The sequence below is a fragment of the Variovorax sp. GW821-FHT09D05 genome, assembly GCF_059416325.1.
The window spans coordinates 281784-299188 of sequence record NZ_JBWKOZ010000003.1 but is presented as its reverse complement, the minus strand read 5'-3'; the positions used below and the strand labels follow the sequence as shown (position 1 = coordinate 299188).

At 66.0% G+C, this 17405-nt stretch carries 15 protein-coding genes and 2 tRNA genes; 10 read left to right on the top strand and 7 right to left on the bottom strand.

Annotated elements, in window-relative coordinates; all coding sequences use genetic code 11:
* Positions 1–3: 3 nt before the first annotated feature.
* The 3 genes from AC07O3_RS09355 to mfd are packed head-to-tail and all read right to left on the bottom strand — an operon-like array spanning position 4 to position 5254.
* Complete coding sequence (locus AC07O3_RS09355; RefSeq protein ID WP_495339146.1) at positions 4–1068, bottom strand: Ldh family oxidoreductase; 1065 nt, start codon at positions 1066–1068, stop codon at positions 4–6.
* Positions 1065–1775, bottom strand: coding sequence for a phosphoserine phosphatase SerB (serB, locus tag AC07O3_RS09350; protein WP_093175764.1), 711 nt, complete (start codon positions 1773–1775; stop codon positions 1065–1067). The genes AC07O3_RS09355 and serB overlap by 4 nt, the downstream gene beginning before the upstream one ends.
* On the bottom strand, positions 1772–5254 hold the full coding sequence (mfd, locus tag AC07O3_RS09345; RefSeq protein WP_093073851.1) for a transcription-repair coupling factor: 3483 nt from the start codon (positions 5252–5254) through the stop codon (positions 1772–1774). The genes serB and mfd overlap by 4 nt, the downstream gene beginning before the upstream one ends.
* 123 nt (positions 5255–5377) lie before the next feature.
* Between mfd and ispD the strand changes: the two genes are divergently transcribed.
* Together ispD and ispF are read left to right on the top strand one after the other, a co-directional pair.
* The gene (gene ispD / locus AC07O3_RS09340) at positions 5378–6100 is read left to right on the top strand and encodes a 2-C-methyl-D-erythritol 4-phosphate cytidylyltransferase (protein ID WP_495339145.1); all 723 of its coding nucleotides are present in this window, start codon (positions 5378–5380) and stop codon (positions 6098–6100) included.
* Positions 6097–6585: a 2-C-methyl-D-erythritol 2,4-cyclodiphosphate synthase gene (ispF, locus tag AC07O3_RS09335; protein WP_495339144.1), complete on the top strand. Its 489-nt coding sequence runs from the start codon at positions 6097–6099 to the stop codon at positions 6583–6585. Before ispD ends, ispF begins: the two co-directional genes overlap by 4 nt.
* A gap of 12 nt (positions 6586–6597) precedes the next feature.
* On the opposite strand, the gene AC07O3_RS09330 is transcribed toward ispF, so the two are convergent.
* Both AC07O3_RS09330 and ompR read right to left on the bottom strand, forming a co-directional pair.
* Positions 6598–8022 (bottom strand): sensor histidine kinase family protein, encoded by a 1425-nt coding sequence (locus AC07O3_RS09330; RefSeq protein ID WP_093056528.1) that lies wholly within the window; start codon positions 8020–8022, stop codon positions 6598–6600.
* Positions 8023–8096: 74 nt separating this feature from the next.
* The gene (ompR, locus tag AC07O3_RS09325; protein ID WP_007837017.1) at positions 8097–8828 is read right to left on the bottom strand and encodes an osmolarity response regulator transcription factor OmpR; all 732 of its coding nucleotides are present in this window, start codon (positions 8826–8828) and stop codon (positions 8097–8099) included.
* A 172-nt stretch (positions 8829–9000) separates the two neighbouring features.
* Between ompR and AC07O3_RS09320 the strand changes: the two genes are divergently transcribed.
* Both AC07O3_RS09320 and AC07O3_RS09315 read left to right on the top strand, forming a co-directional pair.
* Positions 9001–9360: a hypothetical protein gene (locus AC07O3_RS09320; RefSeq protein WP_093056529.1), complete on the top strand. Its 360-nt coding sequence runs from the start codon at positions 9001–9003 to the stop codon at positions 9358–9360.
* Between the two features lie 65 nt (positions 9361–9425).
* Complete coding sequence (locus AC07O3_RS09315) at positions 9426–10133, top strand: SIMPL domain-containing protein (RefSeq protein WP_093073855.1); 708 nt, start codon at positions 9426–9428, stop codon at positions 10131–10133.
* A 27-nt stretch (positions 10134–10160) separates the two neighbouring features.
* On the opposite strand, the gene AC07O3_RS09310 is transcribed toward AC07O3_RS09315, so the two are convergent.
* Positions 10161–10931, bottom strand: coding sequence for a 3-hydroxybutyrate dehydrogenase (locus tag AC07O3_RS09310; protein WP_093075152.1), 771 nt, complete (start codon positions 10929–10931; stop codon positions 10161–10163).
* A 26-nt stretch (positions 10932–10957) separates the two neighbouring features.
* Here AC07O3_RS09310 and AC07O3_RS09305 point away from each other — a divergent pair, with 26 nt between their 5' ends.
* From AC07O3_RS09305 to rimO, 6 genes are all read left to right on the top strand, one after another.
* Positions 10958–11950 (top strand): alpha/beta fold hydrolase, encoded by a 993-nt coding sequence (locus AC07O3_RS09305; RefSeq protein ID WP_495339143.1) that lies wholly within the window; start codon positions 10958–10960, stop codon positions 11948–11950.
* A gap of 55 nt (positions 11951–12005) precedes the next feature.
* The gene (locus AC07O3_RS09300) at positions 12006–14210 is read left to right on the top strand and encodes a RelA/SpoT family protein (protein WP_426388841.1); all 2205 of its coding nucleotides are present in this window, start codon (positions 12006–12008) and stop codon (positions 14208–14210) included.
* A 48-nt stretch (positions 14211–14258) separates the two neighbouring features.
* Positions 14259–14335 (top strand) — tRNA-Val (locus AC07O3_RS09295).
* A gap of 217 nt (positions 14336–14552) precedes the next feature.
* A complete protein-coding gene (locus AC07O3_RS09290; RefSeq protein ID WP_495339142.1) occupies positions 14553–14873 on the top strand; it encodes a hypothetical protein in 321 nt (106 codons plus the stop codon).
* A 74-nt stretch (positions 14874–14947) separates the two neighbouring features.
* Positions 14948–15508, top strand: a complete 561-nt coding sequence (phaR, locus tag AC07O3_RS09285; protein WP_093056534.1) for a polyhydroxyalkanoate synthesis repressor PhaR — start codon at positions 14948–14950, stop codon at positions 15506–15508.
* Between the two features lie 39 nt (positions 15509–15547).
* A complete protein-coding gene (gene rimO / locus AC07O3_RS09280) occupies positions 15548–16954 on the top strand; it encodes a 30S ribosomal protein S12 methylthiotransferase RimO (protein ID WP_495339141.1) in 1407 nt (468 codons plus the stop codon).
* Between the two features lie 81 nt (positions 16955–17035).
* On the opposite strand, the gene AC07O3_RS09275 is transcribed toward rimO, so the two are convergent.
* Positions 17036–17120, bottom strand: a tRNA-Leu gene (locus tag AC07O3_RS09275).
* Positions 17121–17405: the final 285 nt, after the last annotated feature.

The following is a 17405-nucleotide window of genomic DNA, read 5'->3' as shown; positions in this document are numbered from 1 at the left end:
CGCTCAGACCAGCGCCTGCGCCAGCCGCAGGCCGTGGCGCTGCTCCGCATCGTGCAGTGAGCGCGCAATCGACGGGTGCAGCCGCACCCCGTTCTTCGACTGCGCTTCCCGACGCTTCAACCCGCCTTCGCCCGGCAGCCGCACAGGCCTGGCCGGGTCGATGGGCGTGTTGTCGCGGCACTTGGCCGCCACATGGTCCATCTGGTACAGGAAGGCGTCCTTGCCGCCGAAGGCGTTCAGGTCGTGCAGCGTGATGTGCACCGTCGCGCCCCAGCCCTCGGGCGGATCGGCACGGCCATGGCCCGCGAGGCCGGCCGTGAGCGTCTCGACCAGCAGCGCCATTCCGTAGCCCTTGTGCCCGTGGCTCAGCCCACCGACCGGCAGCAGCGTGCCGGGCGGCTGGTCGAACAGCACCTGCGGATTGTTCGACGGCTTGCCGGTGGCGTCGATCAGCCATTCCTCGGCGAAGGTCTCGCCGGCCGCGCGCTTGCGGTTGCTCATGCCGTTGGTGGTGATGGAGGCCGAAATGTCGACCATCACGCCGCCCTGCGACAGCGGAAAGCCCATGGCCAGCGGATTCGGCGTGAACACCGCCTGCGTGCCGCCGAAGGGCGCGACGCTGGCGGCATTGGGGTCGGAGCAGGCCAGCAGCATCAGCATGTCTTCCTGCAGCGCGCGCAGCATGTAGACGGCGAGGCAGGCGATGTGGTGGCTGCGGCGGATCACGAGCGAGGCCGTGCCCAGCTCGCGCGCACGCGGCACCAGCAGGTCCATGCCGTGGTCCATGAGCCAGGGGCCGGGCAGGCGCTTGCCGTCCCACAGCACGGCGGCGGGGCGGTCCGACAGCACCTCGGGGGCGCCGTCGCGCGTCATGCCGCCCGACTCGATTTCCTTCACATAGCCGGCCAGCAGCGCGAGGCCGTGCGTGTCATGGCCCAGCAGGTCGCCTTCGACCAGCGTGCGCGCCACGCTGTCGGCCATCGATGCGGCAAGGCCGGCTTTCTGCAGCAGGGCGCTGGCATAGTCCCTGAGCGCGTCGGCGCTGTAGAGCGGGGCGGTGTCGGTCATTTCAATACCTCCAGCACGCGGTCGAGGCCGCCTTCGTTGATGGCCACCATGGCCTGCTCGCGCACCTTCGGCTTGGCGTGATACGCAACCGAAAGGCCGGCCTCGCCCATCATCGGCAGGTCGTTCGCGCCGTCGCCCACGGCGATGGTTTCCTGCGGCGAGATGCCCATGAGCGACGCCACCTCGAGCAGCGTGCGGCGCTTTTCGGCGCCGTCGCAGATGTCGCCCCAGCTCTGCGTGACCACCTGGCCGGTGAGCTTGCCGCCAGCCTCGTCGAGCAGGTTGGAGCGCGCGAAGTCGATGCCCAGCCGGTCCTTCACGCGGTTCGCGAAGAAGGTGAAGCCGCCCGACACCAGCAGCACCTTGAGGCCGGCCGCCTTGCAGGCCGCCACCAGCTCGCTCGCGCCGGGGTTGAGCTTGAGCCGCTCGTCGTACACCTGCTGCAGTGCCTCGACCGGCACGCCCTGCAGCAGTGCCACGCGGCGGCGCAAGCTTTCCTTGAAGTCCTTGATCTCGCCGCGCATCGTGGCTTCGGTGATGGCAGCCACCTCGGCCTTCTTGCCGACCGCATCGGCGATCTCGTCGATGCATTCGATGTTGATCAGCGTCGAGTCCATGTCGAACGCGATCAGCTTGAAGTCGGCGAGCTTGAGCGGCGGCTTCACGCGCTGGATGACGAGGCCGGGGGAGATTTCTGTAGCGCTCATGCGGTGACGGTTTCCTTGACGATAGGTTGGCCCAGGCTGCGCAGCACGTCGCGCACCAGCTGGGCCCGGTCTTTGGGCTCTTTCAGTTCGCGCTCGATGCGCAGCTTCTCGTTGCCGGCGAGCTTGATGTGTTTGTTCTTCTGGATCAGCTGGATGATGGCCATGCCATCGACCGGCGCGTCCTTCTTGAAGGTGATGTTGATGATCCCCGGCGCCGCATCGACCTTCACCACGCCGTAGGGCCGTGCCAGCACGCGCAGGCGGTGCGTGTCGATCAGCGTCTGCGCCTGCGGCGGCAGCTTGCCGAAGCGGTCGACGATTTCTTCCAGCAGCGTGTCGATCTGGTCGGGCGTCTTCGCGGTGGCCAGCTTCTTGTAGAACGACAGCCGCAGGTGCACGTCGCCGCAATAGTCGTCGGGCAGCAGGGCGGGTGCGTGCAGGTTGATTTCGGTGGTGACCGACAGCGGCGACAGCAAGTCGGGCTCCTGGCCGGCCTTGAGTGCACGCACGGCTTCGCTCAGCATCTCGTTGTAGAGCTGGAAGCCGATCTCCATCATGTTGCCGCTCTGGTTCTCGCCCAGCACCTCGCCGGTGCCGCGGATCTCCAGGTCGTGCATGGCCAGGTAGAAGCCGGAGCCCAGTTCTTCCATCTGCTGGATGGCGTCGAGCCGCTGCGCCGCATGCTTGGTCAGGCCTTCGGTGTCGGGCACCATGAGGTAGGCATAGGCCTGGTGGTGCGAGCGGCCGACGCGACCGCGCAGCTGGTGCAGCTGCGCCAGGCCGAACTTGTCGGCGCGGCTCATCACGATGGTGTTGGCGGTCGGCACGTCGATGCCGGTCTCGATGATGGTCGAGCACAGCAGCAGGTTGTAGCGCTGCGCCACGAAGTCGCGCATGACGCGCTCAAGCTCGCGCTCGGGCATCTGGCCGTGGGCCACGGCGATGCGGGCCTCGGGCAATATTTCTTCGAGCTTCTGGCGGCGGTTCTCGATGGTCTCGACCTCGTTGTGCAGGAAGTAGACCTGCCCGCCGCGCTTGAGCTCGCGCAGCACGGCTTCGCGGATCACGCCGGTGCCCTCGTTGCGCACGAATGTCTTGATGGCCAGCCGGCGCTGCGGCGCGGTGGCGATCACGCTCAGGTCGCGCAGGCCTTCGAGCGCCATGCCCAGCGTGCGCGGAATCGGCGTGGCCGTCAGCGTGAGCACGTCGACTTCGGCGCGCATGGCCTTCATCGCCTCTTTGTGGCGCACGCCGAAGCGATGCTCCTCGTCGATGATGAGCAGGCCCAGGTTCTTGAACTTGACCGACTGCGAGAGCAGCTTGTGCGTGCCGACCACGATGTCGACCTGGCCCTCGGCCAGCCCCTTGGCTGCGGCGGTGATTTCCTTGGCCGAGCGGAAGCGGCTCATCTCGGCCACCTTCACCGGCCATTTGGCGAAGCGGTCGACCAGCGTCTGGTAGTGCTGCTCGGCCAGCAGCGTGGTGGGCGCGAGAAACGCCACCTGCTTGCCGCCGGTGACGGCAATGAAGGCGGCGCGTAGCGCAACTTCGGTCTTGCCGAAGCCCACGTCGCCGCACACGAGGCGGTCCATTGGCTGGGGCGAGATCATGTCCTGCACCACGGCGTGGATCGCGGCCTTCTGGTCGGCGGTTTCCTGGAAGCCGAAGTCGTTGGAGAACACCTCGTAGTCGGCCGGCGAGTAACGGAAGGCATGGCCTTCGCGTGCGGCGCGGCGAGCGTAGATGTTGAGCAGCTCGGCTGCCGAGTCGCGCACCTGCTCGGCGGCCTTGCGCTTGGCCTTTTCCCACTGGCCGGAGCCCAGCTTGTGCAGCGGGGCTTCGTCGGCGCTGACGCCGGTGTAGCGGCTGATCTGGTGCAGCTGCGACACCGGCACGTAGAGCGTGGCCTTGTCGGCGTACTCCAGGTGCAGCATTTCCTGCAGCAGCGGCTTGCCTTCGGCGTCGGTGCCCTGGCCCAGGTCCATGTGGATCAGGCCGCGGTAACGGCCGATGCCGTGCGCGGTGTGGACCACCGGGTCGCCCACGTTGAGCTCCGACAGATCCTTGATGAGCGCTTCGACGTCGCTGACCTGTTCCTGCTTCTTGTTGCGCCGGCGCGTGGTGGGCGCGGTGGCGAACAGCTCGGTTTCGGTGACGAGGTCGATGCCCTGTTCGCGCCAGGCGAAACCCGAGGCCAGCGCGGCGGTGGCGATGCCGATCTTTTCGTCGGCGGAGGCTTCGAACTCGGCCAGTGAGTCGAAGGCCGGCGGGCTCACGCCGCTGGCGCGCAGGAAGTCGAGCAGGCTTTCGCGGCGGCCGTCGCTCTCGGCGATCAGCAGCACGCGGTGCGGCGTGGCGCGGATGTGGGCCTTCAGGCCGACCAGCGGGTCTTCGGCACCGCGCACCACGGCGAAGGGCGGCAGTTTGTCGAATTCGGCGTAGGGTGCATCCGTAGGCACATCGCCGCGAATTGCGAGCTGCGCATGGGGCTTGGCGCGCTGGTAGAACTGCTCGGCGTTCAGGAACAGCGCCTCGGGCGGCAGGGCTGGGCGCTCGGGGTCGCCGCGCACCAGCCGGTAGCGTTCGTTCGTGTCCTGCCAGAAATGCTGGAAAGCCGGTTCGAGATCGCCGTGCAGCACCACGGTGGCATCCGGCCCGAGGTAGTCGAACACCGTGGCCGTCTCGTCGAAGAACAGCGGCAGGTAGTACTCGATGCCGGCGGTGGCCACGCCGTTGCCCATGTCCTTGTAGATGCGGCTCTTGGTCGGGTCGCCTTCGAGCAGTTCGCGCCAGCGGCTGCGAAAGCGCCCGCGCGCGTCGTCGTCCATCGGGAACTCGCGGCCCGGTAGCAGCCGCACTTCGGGCACGGGGTAGAGGCTGCGCTGTGTGTCGGGGTCGAAGGTGCGGATGGAGTCGATCTCGTCGTCGAACAGGTCGACGCGGAAAGGCACCGGCGAGCCCATGGGGAACAGGTCGATCAGGCCGCCGCGCACCGCGTATTCGCCGGGGCTCACCACCTGGGTCACATGGGTGTAGCCGGCCAGCGTGAGCTGGGCCTTGAGCTTCGATTCCTCGAGCTTCTGCTTGGCCTTGAACTGGAAGGTGTAGCCGGCCAGGAAGGCCGGCGGCGCCAGCCGATAGAGCGCGGTGGTGGCGGGCACCAGCACCACGTCGGCCTCTTTCTGGCTGATGCGCCAGAGGGTGGCAAGGCGCTCGCTGATCAGGTCCTGGTGGGGCGAGAAGCTGTCGTAGGGCAGCGTTTCCCAGTCGGGGAAGAGGGCGCAGCGCAGGTCGGGCGCGAAGAAGGCGATCTCGTCGATCAGGCGCTGGGCATCGTTGGCATCGGCCGTGAACATCGCCGTGGCGCGCCCCGCGGCTTTCTCGCGCATGGCCAACTGCGCCAGCAGCAAGGCATCGGCCGACAACGGGGGGCGCGGCAGCGTGAAACGCTTGCCCGCCGTGAGGTGGGGGAGGTCCATGGAACGCTTGGTGGAAATGCACAACACCCCGCGCCGGCTGGCGAGGGGTGTGCACAGCGGGCAATTCTAGAATGGCGGCCCCTTATTCGCTTGTCGGCCACCGCCGACGCCGGGCCCTCCCTCATGTCCTCTTCCCGACTCTTCGTGCTGATCCCGTGTGCCGGCTCCGGCTATCGCGCGGGGCATGCGCAGTCCACGCAGCCCAAGCAGTACCGGCGCTTGGCCGGCCTGCCGATGGTGGCCCACACGCTGGAGGCCTTCCGCGCGCTGGCGGGGCGCTTCGCCGGGCTGGCGCTGGTGGTGTCGCCGGACGACCGCGACGTGGATGCGGTGCTGCCGCGCTTTCCCGCCGAAAACGAATACCTGCTGCGCGTGGGCGGCGTGACCCGCGCGGCCACGGTGCGCAACGGCCTCGTGGCGCTGCGGCAGAAGGGCGCTGGCGCACACGACTGGGTGCTGGTGCATGACGCGGCGCGCTGCCTCGTCACCTCGAGCCAGATCGAGGCGCTGATCGCGGCCTGCGAGCACGACGCCGTCGGTGGCCTGCTGGCGCAGCGGCTGGCGGACACGCTGAAGTCATCGACCTCCGAAAGCCGCGTGGCCCAGACCCTGCCACGTGCCGACAAGTGGCTGGCGCAGACGCCGCAGATGTTCCGCATCGGCATGCTGCTCGACGCGCTGGAGCGCACGGGCGACACGGTGACCGACGAGGCCGGCGCCATCGAGGCCGTTGGCCTGTCGCCGCTGCTGGTGCCGGGCAGCGCGCAGAACTTCAAGGTGACCTTTCCCGAAGACTTTGCACTGGCCGAGGCGGTTCTGCTGGGCCGCAAGAAGGGCCTGGCATGACGAGCGCTTTCAACATCCGCGTGGGCGAGGGCTGGGACGTTCATCAGCTGGTGGCAGGGCGCAAGCTGATCCTGGGCGGCGTCGAGGTGCCGCACACCACCGGCCTGCTGGGCCATTCGGATGCCGACGTGCTGCTGCACGCCATTACCGATGCGCTGCTGGGCGGCGCGGGGCTGGGTGACATCGGCCGGCATTTTCCGGATACCGACCCGCAGTTTCGCGGCGCCGATTCATCGGTGCTGCTGGCTGAGGCGGCACGCCGGGTGCGCGCGGCGGGCTGGGAGATCGGCAATGTCGACAGCACCGTGATCGCGCAGGCGCCCAAGCTCGCGCCGCACATTCCGCTGATGTGCCAGCGCATCGCCGACACGCTGGGCATTGCGCTCGAGCAGGTGAACGTGAAGGCGAAGACGGCCGAGAAGCTCGGCCCGGTGGGCGAGGGCCGCGCGATGGAAGCCCGCGCGGCCGTGCTGCTGCACCGCTGACGCGGCCCCGGATCAGGCCGGCTTCTTGCCGCCGCCCTGCGGCTCGCCGGGCTTGGCGCTGCCGGGTGGCATCGCGCGCGGCATCCGGATGTGTGCCGCCAGGCCGCGGCCCGGCGTGCTGGTCAGCGCAAAGGTGCCGCCCATGCGCTCGATGTTCTTAGCCACGATTGACAGGCCCAGGCCTGCACCGGCGGCTGACGTGCGCGCGGCATCGCCACGGAAGAAGGGCTTGGTCAACTGCGAGAGCAGGGCGGGCTCGACGCCCGCGCCGTGGTCGCGCACCTTGATGAGCACCGCGTCGTTGTTGGCCTGCGCCTGGATCGTCACGTCGGCCACGCCTGTGGAGGGCGACTTGCCATAGCGCCGCGCGTTCTCGACCAGGTTGGAGATCACGCGCGTGAGCTCGACCTCGTCGCCCAGCACCCGCAGGTCGGGGGGCACCTCGACCTTGATGTTCATTTCCTCGTAGTCCTGCACGGCGTAGGTACAGGCGTCGACCACATCGCGCAGCAGCACCGGGCGCGGATCGACATGGTCGGGGCGCGCGTAGTCGAGGAACTTGTCGATGATCGCGTCGAGCTGGGCGATGTCGGCGGCCATGTGGTCGCGCGCGTCTTCGTCGGCCACGCTCATCTCGGTTTCCAGCCGTAGCCGGGCCAGCGGCGTGCGCAAGTCGTGCGAGATACCGGCCAGCATGATGGCGCGGTCCTGCTCGATCTTGGCGAGCTGGTCCGCCATCCGGTTGAAGCCGATATTGACCGCGCGAATCTCGTTGGTACGGGCGCGCTCGTCGAGCCGGTGCGCCTCGTACTCGCCCTCGCGCACCTGCATGGTCGCGCGCGACAGCTGCTTGAGCGGCAGGTTGATGAGCCGGGTGATCAGCGCCGCGCCAGCCAGCGACAGCGCCATGGCAGTGCTGAGCCACACCAGCCAGGTGCGCCCGCCCACGCGGCTGAAGCGCGTCGGGTCGAGTAGCAGCCAGTAGGTGTCGCTCTCGATGGTGAAGCCGATCCACAGGCCCGCCTCGTCGTTCACGCGGCTGGCCACCGTGGTGCCTTCGCCCAACTGGTCGATCAGCTCCTCGGTCACGCGCAGATCGAGCGCGCCGCTGGTGTAGGGCTGGAACCGGTCGTTGGGTTCGCGCGGCAGGATGCGCACGCCCTCCTGGTCGGCCAGCGTCTTGATCAGCGACACCCGGGTGATGGCGTCCGAATACACCAGCGCCGCGCGGGTGAGGTTCACGAGCGAGGCGATCTGGTGGGCGGTTTGAATGGCGCGCGGCTCGTATTCGAGCGAGCGGAAGGTCTGCAGCCAGGCGACGGTACAGCCGATCAGCAGCAGCGCCAGCAGGAAGAAGGTGCGCCAGAAAAGGCTGAAGCCCAGCTTGAGGCCGGGGCGTCGGTCACGTTGCGCGCTCGCTTCGAGCGGGCTCGGCATCGTGACCTGTGCGCCGTCCTCCTGAGCGGGGCCTGGTCTGGTGGATTGGCCGATGGCCACCTCTCAACGTGGCGTCAGGCCGTGCCGTCCGGCACGAACACGTAGCCCACGCCCCAGACGGTCTGGATGTAGCGCGGCGCTGCGGCGTCGGACTCGACCAGCTTGCGCAGGCGCGAGATCTGCACGTCCAGGCTGCGGTCGAAGGGCTCGAACTCGCGCCCGCGCGCCAGCTGGGCCAGCTTTTCGCGCGACAGCGGTTGACGCGGATGGCGCACCAGCGCCTTCAGCATCGCGAACTCGCCGGTGGTCAGCGAGAGCTCTTCGCCATCCTTTTTCAAGGTGCGCGAGCCGAGATCGAAGGCGAACGGGCCGAAAGTGACGGTCTCGTTCTCCGTGGAGGGGGCGCCCGGCGCTTCGAGCGGCGGACGGCGGCGCAGCACTGCGTGCACACGGGCCAGCAGTTCGCGCGGGTTGAAAGGCTTGCCGAGGTAGTCGTCTGCGCCGACTTCGAGACCGACGATGCGGTCCACGTCTTCGCCCTTGGCGGTGAGCATGATGATCGGCGTACGGTCGTTGGCGGCGCGCAGGCGTCGGCAGACCGAGAGGCCGTCTTCGCCGGGCATCATCAGGTCGAGCACGATCAGGTCGACCGTGTCGCGCAACAGGATGCGGTTGAGCGCCTTGCCGTCCTCGGCCACGATCACTTCAAAACCTTCCTGGGTCAGATAGCGGCGCAGGAGGTCGCGGATGCGGGCGTCGTCGTCGACGATCACGATCTTGTCGGTGCGAGCGGGAACTTGAGTCATTTCTACAACGATGAATTTGTAACAGGGCCGATTCTGAAGGCGTTGAGTGGTCGTTGAGCCGGATTTACTTATGGTTTGACACTAAGTTACAAAACTTGCGGACGCTCGCCGTCTGGTCATCTGACGTTAGCGCGGAGGTGGCAAAGTCGCTTTTCCTGATGACTTCCACTCAATGAGACGTCCTTTTTCAGCCCTCCCGTTCATCCTCGTTTTCGCCTGCGGCCCGTCGCTGGCGGTGTCTGGCGACTTTTTCAGGGTGGGCGAGGTGCGTCGCAGCGAGGTCCGTGACGCGGTGGCGGCCCATCGGGCCGCGCAGCGCGAGGAGGTTCGCCGCGAACAGGCGATCGCCGGCCGGCGTCTTACCGCCGCCGAACTGTTCGAGCTGCGGCAGCAGGTCCGCGGCCAATGGACCCCGCCCGCGGCGGGTGCTTTGATCAATTCGGCAGAATCGCAGCCGGCCGAGCGGATCGTGCCGGTGCCTCCGGCCGCGGACCGCCAGTCGCTGACCGCGCCGCGCAGCCAGCGCCGCTGACGCGCCGGCTGGCCTGCCTGCGAACGCGGGCCTGTTTTTCACACCAACAAAGGGAGTACTTCGCCTTGAAGAAAAAAATCAAACTGCTCGCGGCCTGCGCCGCCCTGGCCGCTGCCGGCAACGCACTGGCCCAGAACGTCGTCACACCCGCGCCACAGAACGTGTTGCAGCTGACGGCTTCCGGCACGATCGAAGTCCAGCAGGACATGCTGAGCATGACGCTCGTGACCACCCGCGACGCGACCGACGCAGCCACCGTGCAGACGCAACTGAAGGCTGCGCTCGACGCCGCACTGGCCGAAGCGAAGAAGAACGCGCAGGCGGGCCAGCTGGACGTGCGCACCGGCAACTTCAGCCTGTCGCCGCGCTACACGAAGGACGGCAAGATCAACGGCTGGCAGGGCTCGACCGAACTGGTGCTCGAAGGCCGCGACTTCCCGCGCATCACCCAGACGGCCGGGCGCATCACCACGCTCAGCGTGGGCAACGTGGGCTTTGGCCTGAGCCGCGAACAGCGCGCCAAGACCGAGACCGAGGCGCAGAACATCGCCATCGAGAACTTCAAGCAGAAGGCCGGCGAGCTGGCCAAGGGCTTCGGCTTCGGTGGCTACACGCTGCGCGAGGTGTCGGTGAACGCGAGCGACAACGGCCCGATCCGTCCGCGCATGATGGCGGTGCAGGCCAAGTCGTTCTCGGCTGATTCGGCTGTGCCGGTCGAGGCCGGCAAGACCAGCGTGGTGGTGAGCGTGTCGGGCTCGGTGCAGCTCAAATAAGAGAAACCCGTACCGGCGGGCTACCCTTTACTGGGCAGTCCATCCGCCGTCCATGGCCCAGGCAACGCCCCGGACCTGGTCGGCTGCCGGCGAGCACAGGAAGACGGCGAGGCCACCCAGTTGCTCGACCGTGGTGAACTGCAGCGAAGGCTGCTTTTCGCCCAGCAGGTCGTTTTGTGCCTGCGCGGCCGTGATGCCTTCTCGCGCTGCGCGGTCGTCGATCTGCTTTTGCACCAGCTGGGTCAGCACCCAGCCCGGGCAAATTGCATTGGCGGTGACGCCGGTGGTCGCGGTTTCGAGCGCGACCGACTTGGTCAGGCCGACGATGCCGTGCTTGGCCGCCACATAGGCCGACTTCTGCGCCGACGCCACGAGGCCATGGGCCGACGCGATGTTGATGACGCGGCCCCAGTTGGCCTCGCGCATCGCGGGAATTGCCAGGCGCGTCGTATGAAAGGCGCTGGTGAGGTTGATTGCGATGATGGCGTCCCAACGTTCGGTGGGAAAGTCTTCGACCTTGGCCACGTGCTGGATGCCGGCGTTGTTCACGAGGACGTCGACGCGGCCGAACTTCGACGCGGCGAAGCTCATCATGTCTTCGATCTGGTCGGGCTTGCTCATGTCGGCGCCGTGATACTCGGCGCGCACGCCGAGCGCTTCGATCTCGGCCTTGGGGGCTTGGGCATCGCCGAAGCCGTTGAGCACGATGTTTGCTCCTTGTTGAGCGAGAGCCTTGGCGATGGCGAGGCCAATGCCGCTGGTGGACCCCGTGACAAGCGCGGTTTTGCCTTTGAGCATGAAGATCAATCTCCGGATGAATTAGGATGCGACGAGACAATTATCCGCACCAGGACGACTTCGTTTTCATGACCGAACCGACGCTTCATTACGTGGCGTGCGACGACGCCCAGGGCGGCCATCGCATGGCCTATTGGCAATGGGGCGACGCGCGCAGTGCGCATGTCGTGATCTGCGTGCACGGGCTGACCCGGCAGGGTCGCGATTTCGACCTGCTGGCGCAGGCCATCGTGGCGCGCGCCAATGGCAATGTGCGCGTGGTCTGCCCTGACGTGGTGGGCCGTGGGCGCAGCGACTGGTTGCGTGACCCGGCCTTTTATCAAGTGCCGGTGTATGCGGCCGACATGGTCGCGCTGATTGCGCAACTGCATCGCGAGCAGGCCATCGACACGCTCGACTACCTGGGCACCAGCATGGGCGGGCTGATCGGCTTCGTGCTTGCAGGCCACAAGGAACTGCCGCTGGCGCGGCCCATTCGCCGCTTCATTGCGAACGATGTCGGCCCGACGATCGAGCCGGCCGCGGTGCAACGCATCGGTGCCTATGTGGGGAGGAACGGCAGCTACGAGAGCGTGCAGGCGGCGGCTGATGCCATGTGGGCGCTGTCGACCACCTTCGGCCCACACACTCCGGCCCAGTGGCTGGCACTGTCGCAACACATGGTGGTGCCTGCCTCGCAGCGCACGGCCGACGGTTCGGCCAAGGTCGAAGCGGGCAGTGATGATGAAGGCTCCTGGCTGCTTCACTACGATCCGGCCATCGGCGTGGCGCTGCGCGCCATCACCCCCGAGGCTGCGGCACAGGGTGGCGCGATCATGTGGAGCCTGTACGACGCGATCGAGGCGCGCACGCTCATCACGCGCGGCGCTGTGTCGGATCTGCTCTCTCGCGAAACTGCCCTGGCCATGACGCAGCGCGGCCCGCGTGCCAAGCTGGTCGAGTTCGAGGGCGTGGGCCATGCGCCGACCTTTGTCGACCCCGCACAGATCGCTGCCGTCACCGACTTCCTTTTCGACTGAGTGATTGAGTGAACGAAGCGTGAAGCGCGATTCTTCGAGCCTCCAGACGGCACCCATGTCCGACGCGGCCATGGTCGACTACCCGTTGTCCGCCGCAACGGCCGACCGCACGCCGGTGATGGAGAACATGCTGGCGCGCGCGCGTGCGTTCGCCGAGCCGCTGATCGCCGATGAAAAGCTCGACACGGGCGAGAACACGCTCGCACACGCCGACGCAGTGGCCACCATCGTCGCGAAGATGGGCGGCTCCGAGGCCATGCAGGCGGCGAGCTACCTGGTCTATTCGTGCCAGCACCTGAACCGCCCGCAGGAAGTGATCGCCAAGGTGTTCGGCGACAACTTCGCGGCGCTCGCGGTCGAGACGACCAAGCTGGTGCGTGTGCAGGAGCAGGCCCGCTCGGCTTCGCAGGGGCATCACGTCGAAGGCGCCGGTGCGCAGACCGAGAACGTGCGCAAGATGCTGCTGGCGTTCTCGCGCGACCTGCGCGTGGTGATGCTGCGGCTGGCCTCGCGCCTGCAGACGCTGCGGCATGCGGCTGCGAGCAAGCGGCCCGCACCCGAGGGCGTTGCGCGCGAGTCGCTGCAGGTGTTTGCGCCACTGGCCAACCGGCTGGGCATCTGGCAGGTGAAGTGGGAGATCGAAGATCTCTCGTTCCGCTTCCTCGAACCTGAAACCTACAAGCTGATCGCGCGCCTGCTCGACGAAAAGCGCATCGAGCGCGAAGGGCACGTCGAGCAATTGCGCTCGCAGCTGGAGAGCGAGCTGCAGGCCGAAGGCGTCAAGGCCGCGGTGCAGGGGCGGCCCAAGAACATCTACAGCATCGTCAAGAAGATGCGCGGCAAGTCGCTCGACTTCGAGCAGGTCTTCGACATCCTCGCGCTGCGCGTGGTGGTGCCTGACGTCAAGGACTGCTATGCGGCCCTGGCGTGGGTGCACTCGCATTTCCAGCCGATCGACGAAGAGTTCGACGACTACATCGCGCGGCCCAAGCCCAATGGCTACCAGTCGCTGCACACGGTGGTGCGCGAGCTGGTGGATGGCAAGGCAGGCAAGCCGATCGAGATCCAGATCCGCACCGAAGAGATGCACGATCACGCCGAGCATGGCGTGGCGGCGCACTGGGCCTACAAGGAAGCGGGCCACAAGGGCTATGCGGGCGTGTGGGCCAGCGGCGAGTACGACGCGAAGATCGCGGTGCTGCGGCAACTGCTGGCGTGGGAGCGCGATCTTTCGGGTGGCCTGCAGGGGCAGGGGCTGTTCGATGACCGCATCTATGTGCTGACGCCCGATGCTGCCATCGTCGAACTGCCGCAGGGTGCGACGCCGGTCGACTTTGCCTACACCGTGCACACCACGCTGGGCCATCGCTGCCGCGGGGCGCGTGTCGATGGCGCGATGGTGCCGTTGAACACGCCGCTATCGAACGGGCAGACGGTCGAGATCATCGCGGCCAAGGAGGGCGGGCCTTCACGCGACTGGCTCAATGCCGAGCTGGGCTACCTGGCCAGTCATCGTGCACGCGCGAAGGTGCGTGCATGGTTCAACGCACAGATCACGCACGAGACCGTGGCGCGCGGACGCGAAGCGGTCGAGAAGCTGCTGCAGCGTGAAGGCAAGACGGCCGTGCGGCTCGAGGACCTGGCGTCGCAACTGGGCTTCAAGTCGGCGGACCATCTGTTCGAAGTGGTGGGCAAGGACGAATTCTCGCTGCGCAACATCGAGACGCTGCTGCGCCCACCGGAGCCCGCGCCGGGCCCGGACGACGGCGTGCTCATCAAGAAGGCGCGCGGCAGCGAGAAGTCGGGCAAGGGCGGCGTGCTCGTGGTGGGCGTGTCTTCGTTGATGACCCAGCTTGCCAAGTGCTGCAAGCCTGCGCCGCCCGATGCCATTCGCGGCTTCGTCACGCGAGGCCATGGTGTCAGCGTGCACCGCAGCGATTGCAGCAACTTCCGCACGATGGCTGCGAAGGATGTCGAGCGCGTCATCGACGTGGAGTGGGGCGTCGCGAAGAAGGGCGCCGACGCGCCCGTGTATGCGGTGGACGTGGCTGTGGAAGCGGCCGACCGTCAGGGCCTGCTGCGCGATATCTCCGATGTGTTCGCACGCGAGAAGATGAACGTGATCGGCGTGCAGACGCAGTCGATCAAGGGCACGGCGTGGATGACGTTCACCGTTGAAATCGCGGATGCCGCGCGGCTCACGCAGGTTCTTGGCATGGTCACGGCAGTGATTGGTGTGCGATCTGCACGTCGTCGCTGAAAAGCACGTTTTCTCCTGCTACAATAGCTGCTTCTCGGACACATCCTTAGGCGCGTAGCTCAGCTGGTTAGAGCACCACCTTGACATGGTGGGGGTCGTTGGTTCGAGTCCAATCGCGCCTACCAATTTCTGCTTCAGTCCCGGCCAACCACCGGATCAGCTGACAGAGCATGCACCGGGTTCCCCGGTGCACATATCGTCCCTTGTGGTGATGCAGGCAAAGACCTTGGCCATGTTGTTGTGCTACCTTGGCTGCTCTGCAATTCCATTCCACTTTTCTTGATAAGCGATCAGATGAATACGCGATCAACGCCTGTTGATCGGGCTCATGCCGACAAGCGCTTGGCCGCACTGTTGAGGCAGGCTCCTCTCGAGTTTGCGCGTGCTGTCTACGGCATCAACGACTATGCAGGTGGGCGCACCGACACCATGGCGGCACGCGAGGTGGTGCGTGCGCAACGCCAGGGCATGCCTCTGACCGAAGAGCGCGCCGAGCAACGCGCTCGCGCATATCTGCCGACCGTGGGACAAGAGCACTGCCCGCGCTGCTGGGTGGTCTACGGGCAGAAAACCCCGCTGCGGTTTCGGGAGGCCGACGAAGAGCGACCCGAGACGGCTGCCTGCCATGCATGCGGCGCGGAGTACGCGACATCGCCGGATTGAGGAAAGTGCCGCGTCTGGTCAGGGTAAACCTTGTCGCGGCGCAGCAAAACCGCTCCCTAGAATCATCCGATGACATGGGCGTCCATGTGAAGGAGTCCGCAGTGCAGAGCAAGAAGTCCGGGGTCAAGCCGGTACAGCGTGTGATCAAGAAGTACCCCAACCGAAGGCTCTACGACACCGAGACATCCACGTACATCACGCTGACCGAGGTGAAGCAGCTGGTCATCCAGAGTGCCCAGTTCGTGGTGCGCGATGCCAAGACCGGCGACGACCTCACGCGCAGCATCCTGCTGCAGATCATTCTCGAAGAAGAGGCGGGCGGTGCGCCGATGTTCACCGAGCAGGTGCTGGCCAACATCATCCGTTTCTACGGGCAGGCGATGCAGGGCTACATGGGCCCGTACCTCGAGAAGAACATCCAGGCCATGACCGAAGTGCAGGCGCAACTGACCGAAAAGGCCGAAGGCCTGACGCCCGAGATGTGGTCGCGCTTCATGACCATGCAGTCGCCGATGCTGCAGGGGCTGATGGGCAATTACGTCGAGCAATCGAAGAACGTTTTCCTGCAAATGCAGGAGCAGATGCAGAAAAACACCGAGCAGGTACTGGGGGCCTTTGGCATTAAGCGGCCCTGAATGTCCTGCCGTCACCGATAGCTGGGACAATAGAGGCATATGAGCGAAGTTGCCTCCCCCGAACGTACGGCCACGCCGACCGCCCCCAAGGTCGGTTTCGTGAGCCTGGGCTGCCCCAAGGCCCTGACCGATTCCGAACTGATCCTGACCCAGCTGAGTGCCGAGGGTTATCAAACCGCCAAGACTTTCGAAGGTGCCGATCTGGTGATCGTCAACACCTGCGGCTTCATCGACGATGCCGTGAAGGAGAGCCTGGACACCATTGGCGAAGCGCTGGCAGAAAATGGCCGTGTGATCGTCACTGGCTGCCTGGGCGCCAAGACCGGCGACCAGGGCGGCAATCTGGTGCGCCAGATGCACCCGAGCGTGCTGGCCGTGACCGGCCCGCACGCCACGCAGGAGGTGATGGATGCGGTGCATGCGAACCTGCCGAAGCCGCACGATCCCTTCATCGACCTGGTGCCGAACACTTTCGGCGTCGCCGGCCTAAAGCTGACGCCGCGCCACTATGCGTACCTGAAGATCAGCGAGGGCTGCAACCACCGCTGCACCTTCTGCATCATTCCCTCGATGCGCGGCGACCTCGTGTCGCGGCCGGTCGGCGATGTGTTGAGCGAGGCCAAGGCCTTGTTCGAAGGCGGCGTGAAAGAGCTGCTGGTGATCAGCCAGGACACCTCGGCCTACGGCGTCGATGTGAAATACCGCACCGGGTTCTGGGACGGCAAGCCGGTCAAGACCCGCATGCTCGAACTGGTGCGCACGCTGGGCGAAATCGCCGAGCCATATGGCGCCTGGGTTCGCCTGCACTATGTGTATCCGTACCCGAGCGTTGACGAGATCATTCCGTTGATGGCGAGCGGTCAGGTGCTGCCGTATCTCGACGTGCCCTTGCAGCACAGCCATCCCGATGTGCTGAAGCGCATGAAGCGCCCGGCCAGTGGCGAGAAGAATCTGGAGCGGCTGGCGCGCTGGCGCGAGGTGTGTCCGGAGCTCGTGATCCGCAGCACCTTCATCGCCGGATTCCCCGGCGAGACGGAACAGGAATTCGAGCATCTGCTCGACTTCATTCGTGAAGCCGAGATCGACCGCGCCGGTTGCTTTGCCTACAGCCCGGTCCAAGGCGCCACCGCCAACGACATTCCGGGCATGCTGCCCGAAGCCGAGCGCGAGGCGCGCCGCGCGCGTTTCATGGAGGTGGCCGAAGCCGTGTCGATCGCCAGGCTGCAAAGGCGCATCGGCTCGACGATGCAGGTGCTGGTCGATTCGGCGCCGGGCATGGGCCGCAAGGGCGGGGTGGGGCGCACGTATGCCGATGCGCCGGAGATCGACGGCACGGTTCGCCTGCTGCCGCCCGAGAAGATCAGCAAGACGCTGAAGGTGGGTGAGTTCACCCGCGCGCGCATCGTGGGTGCCGAGGGCCACGACCTGATCGCATTGCCCGTTTGATGCGGATTCGAATAGACAAGAAAAAAGCCACCGGAGGCCGGTGGCTTGAATCGAATGACCTGGTAAGGGTCTGCTTGAATTTGGTGCCCAGAAGAGGACTCGAACCTCCACGATGTTACTCGCTAGTACCTGAAACTAGTGCGTCTACCAATTCCGCCATCTGGGCTTTTTCTGCTTTTCAGCAAAGACTACGAGTATACACAATTTGGCCCGGCAATTTCTTCGTCTCGAAGCGTGTGGAGAAGCTCCAGCGTCTGCTTGGCCTCGCTTGTGAAGGCTGCATCGAGCGTTTGATGCGAATTCAAACGGCCATGAAAAAAGCCACCGGAGGCCGGTGGCTTGAATCGAATGACCTGGTAAAGGTCTGTTTAAACTTGGTGCCCAGAAGAGGACTCGAACCTCCACGATGTTACTCGCTAGTACCTGAAACTAGTGCGTCTACCAATTCCGC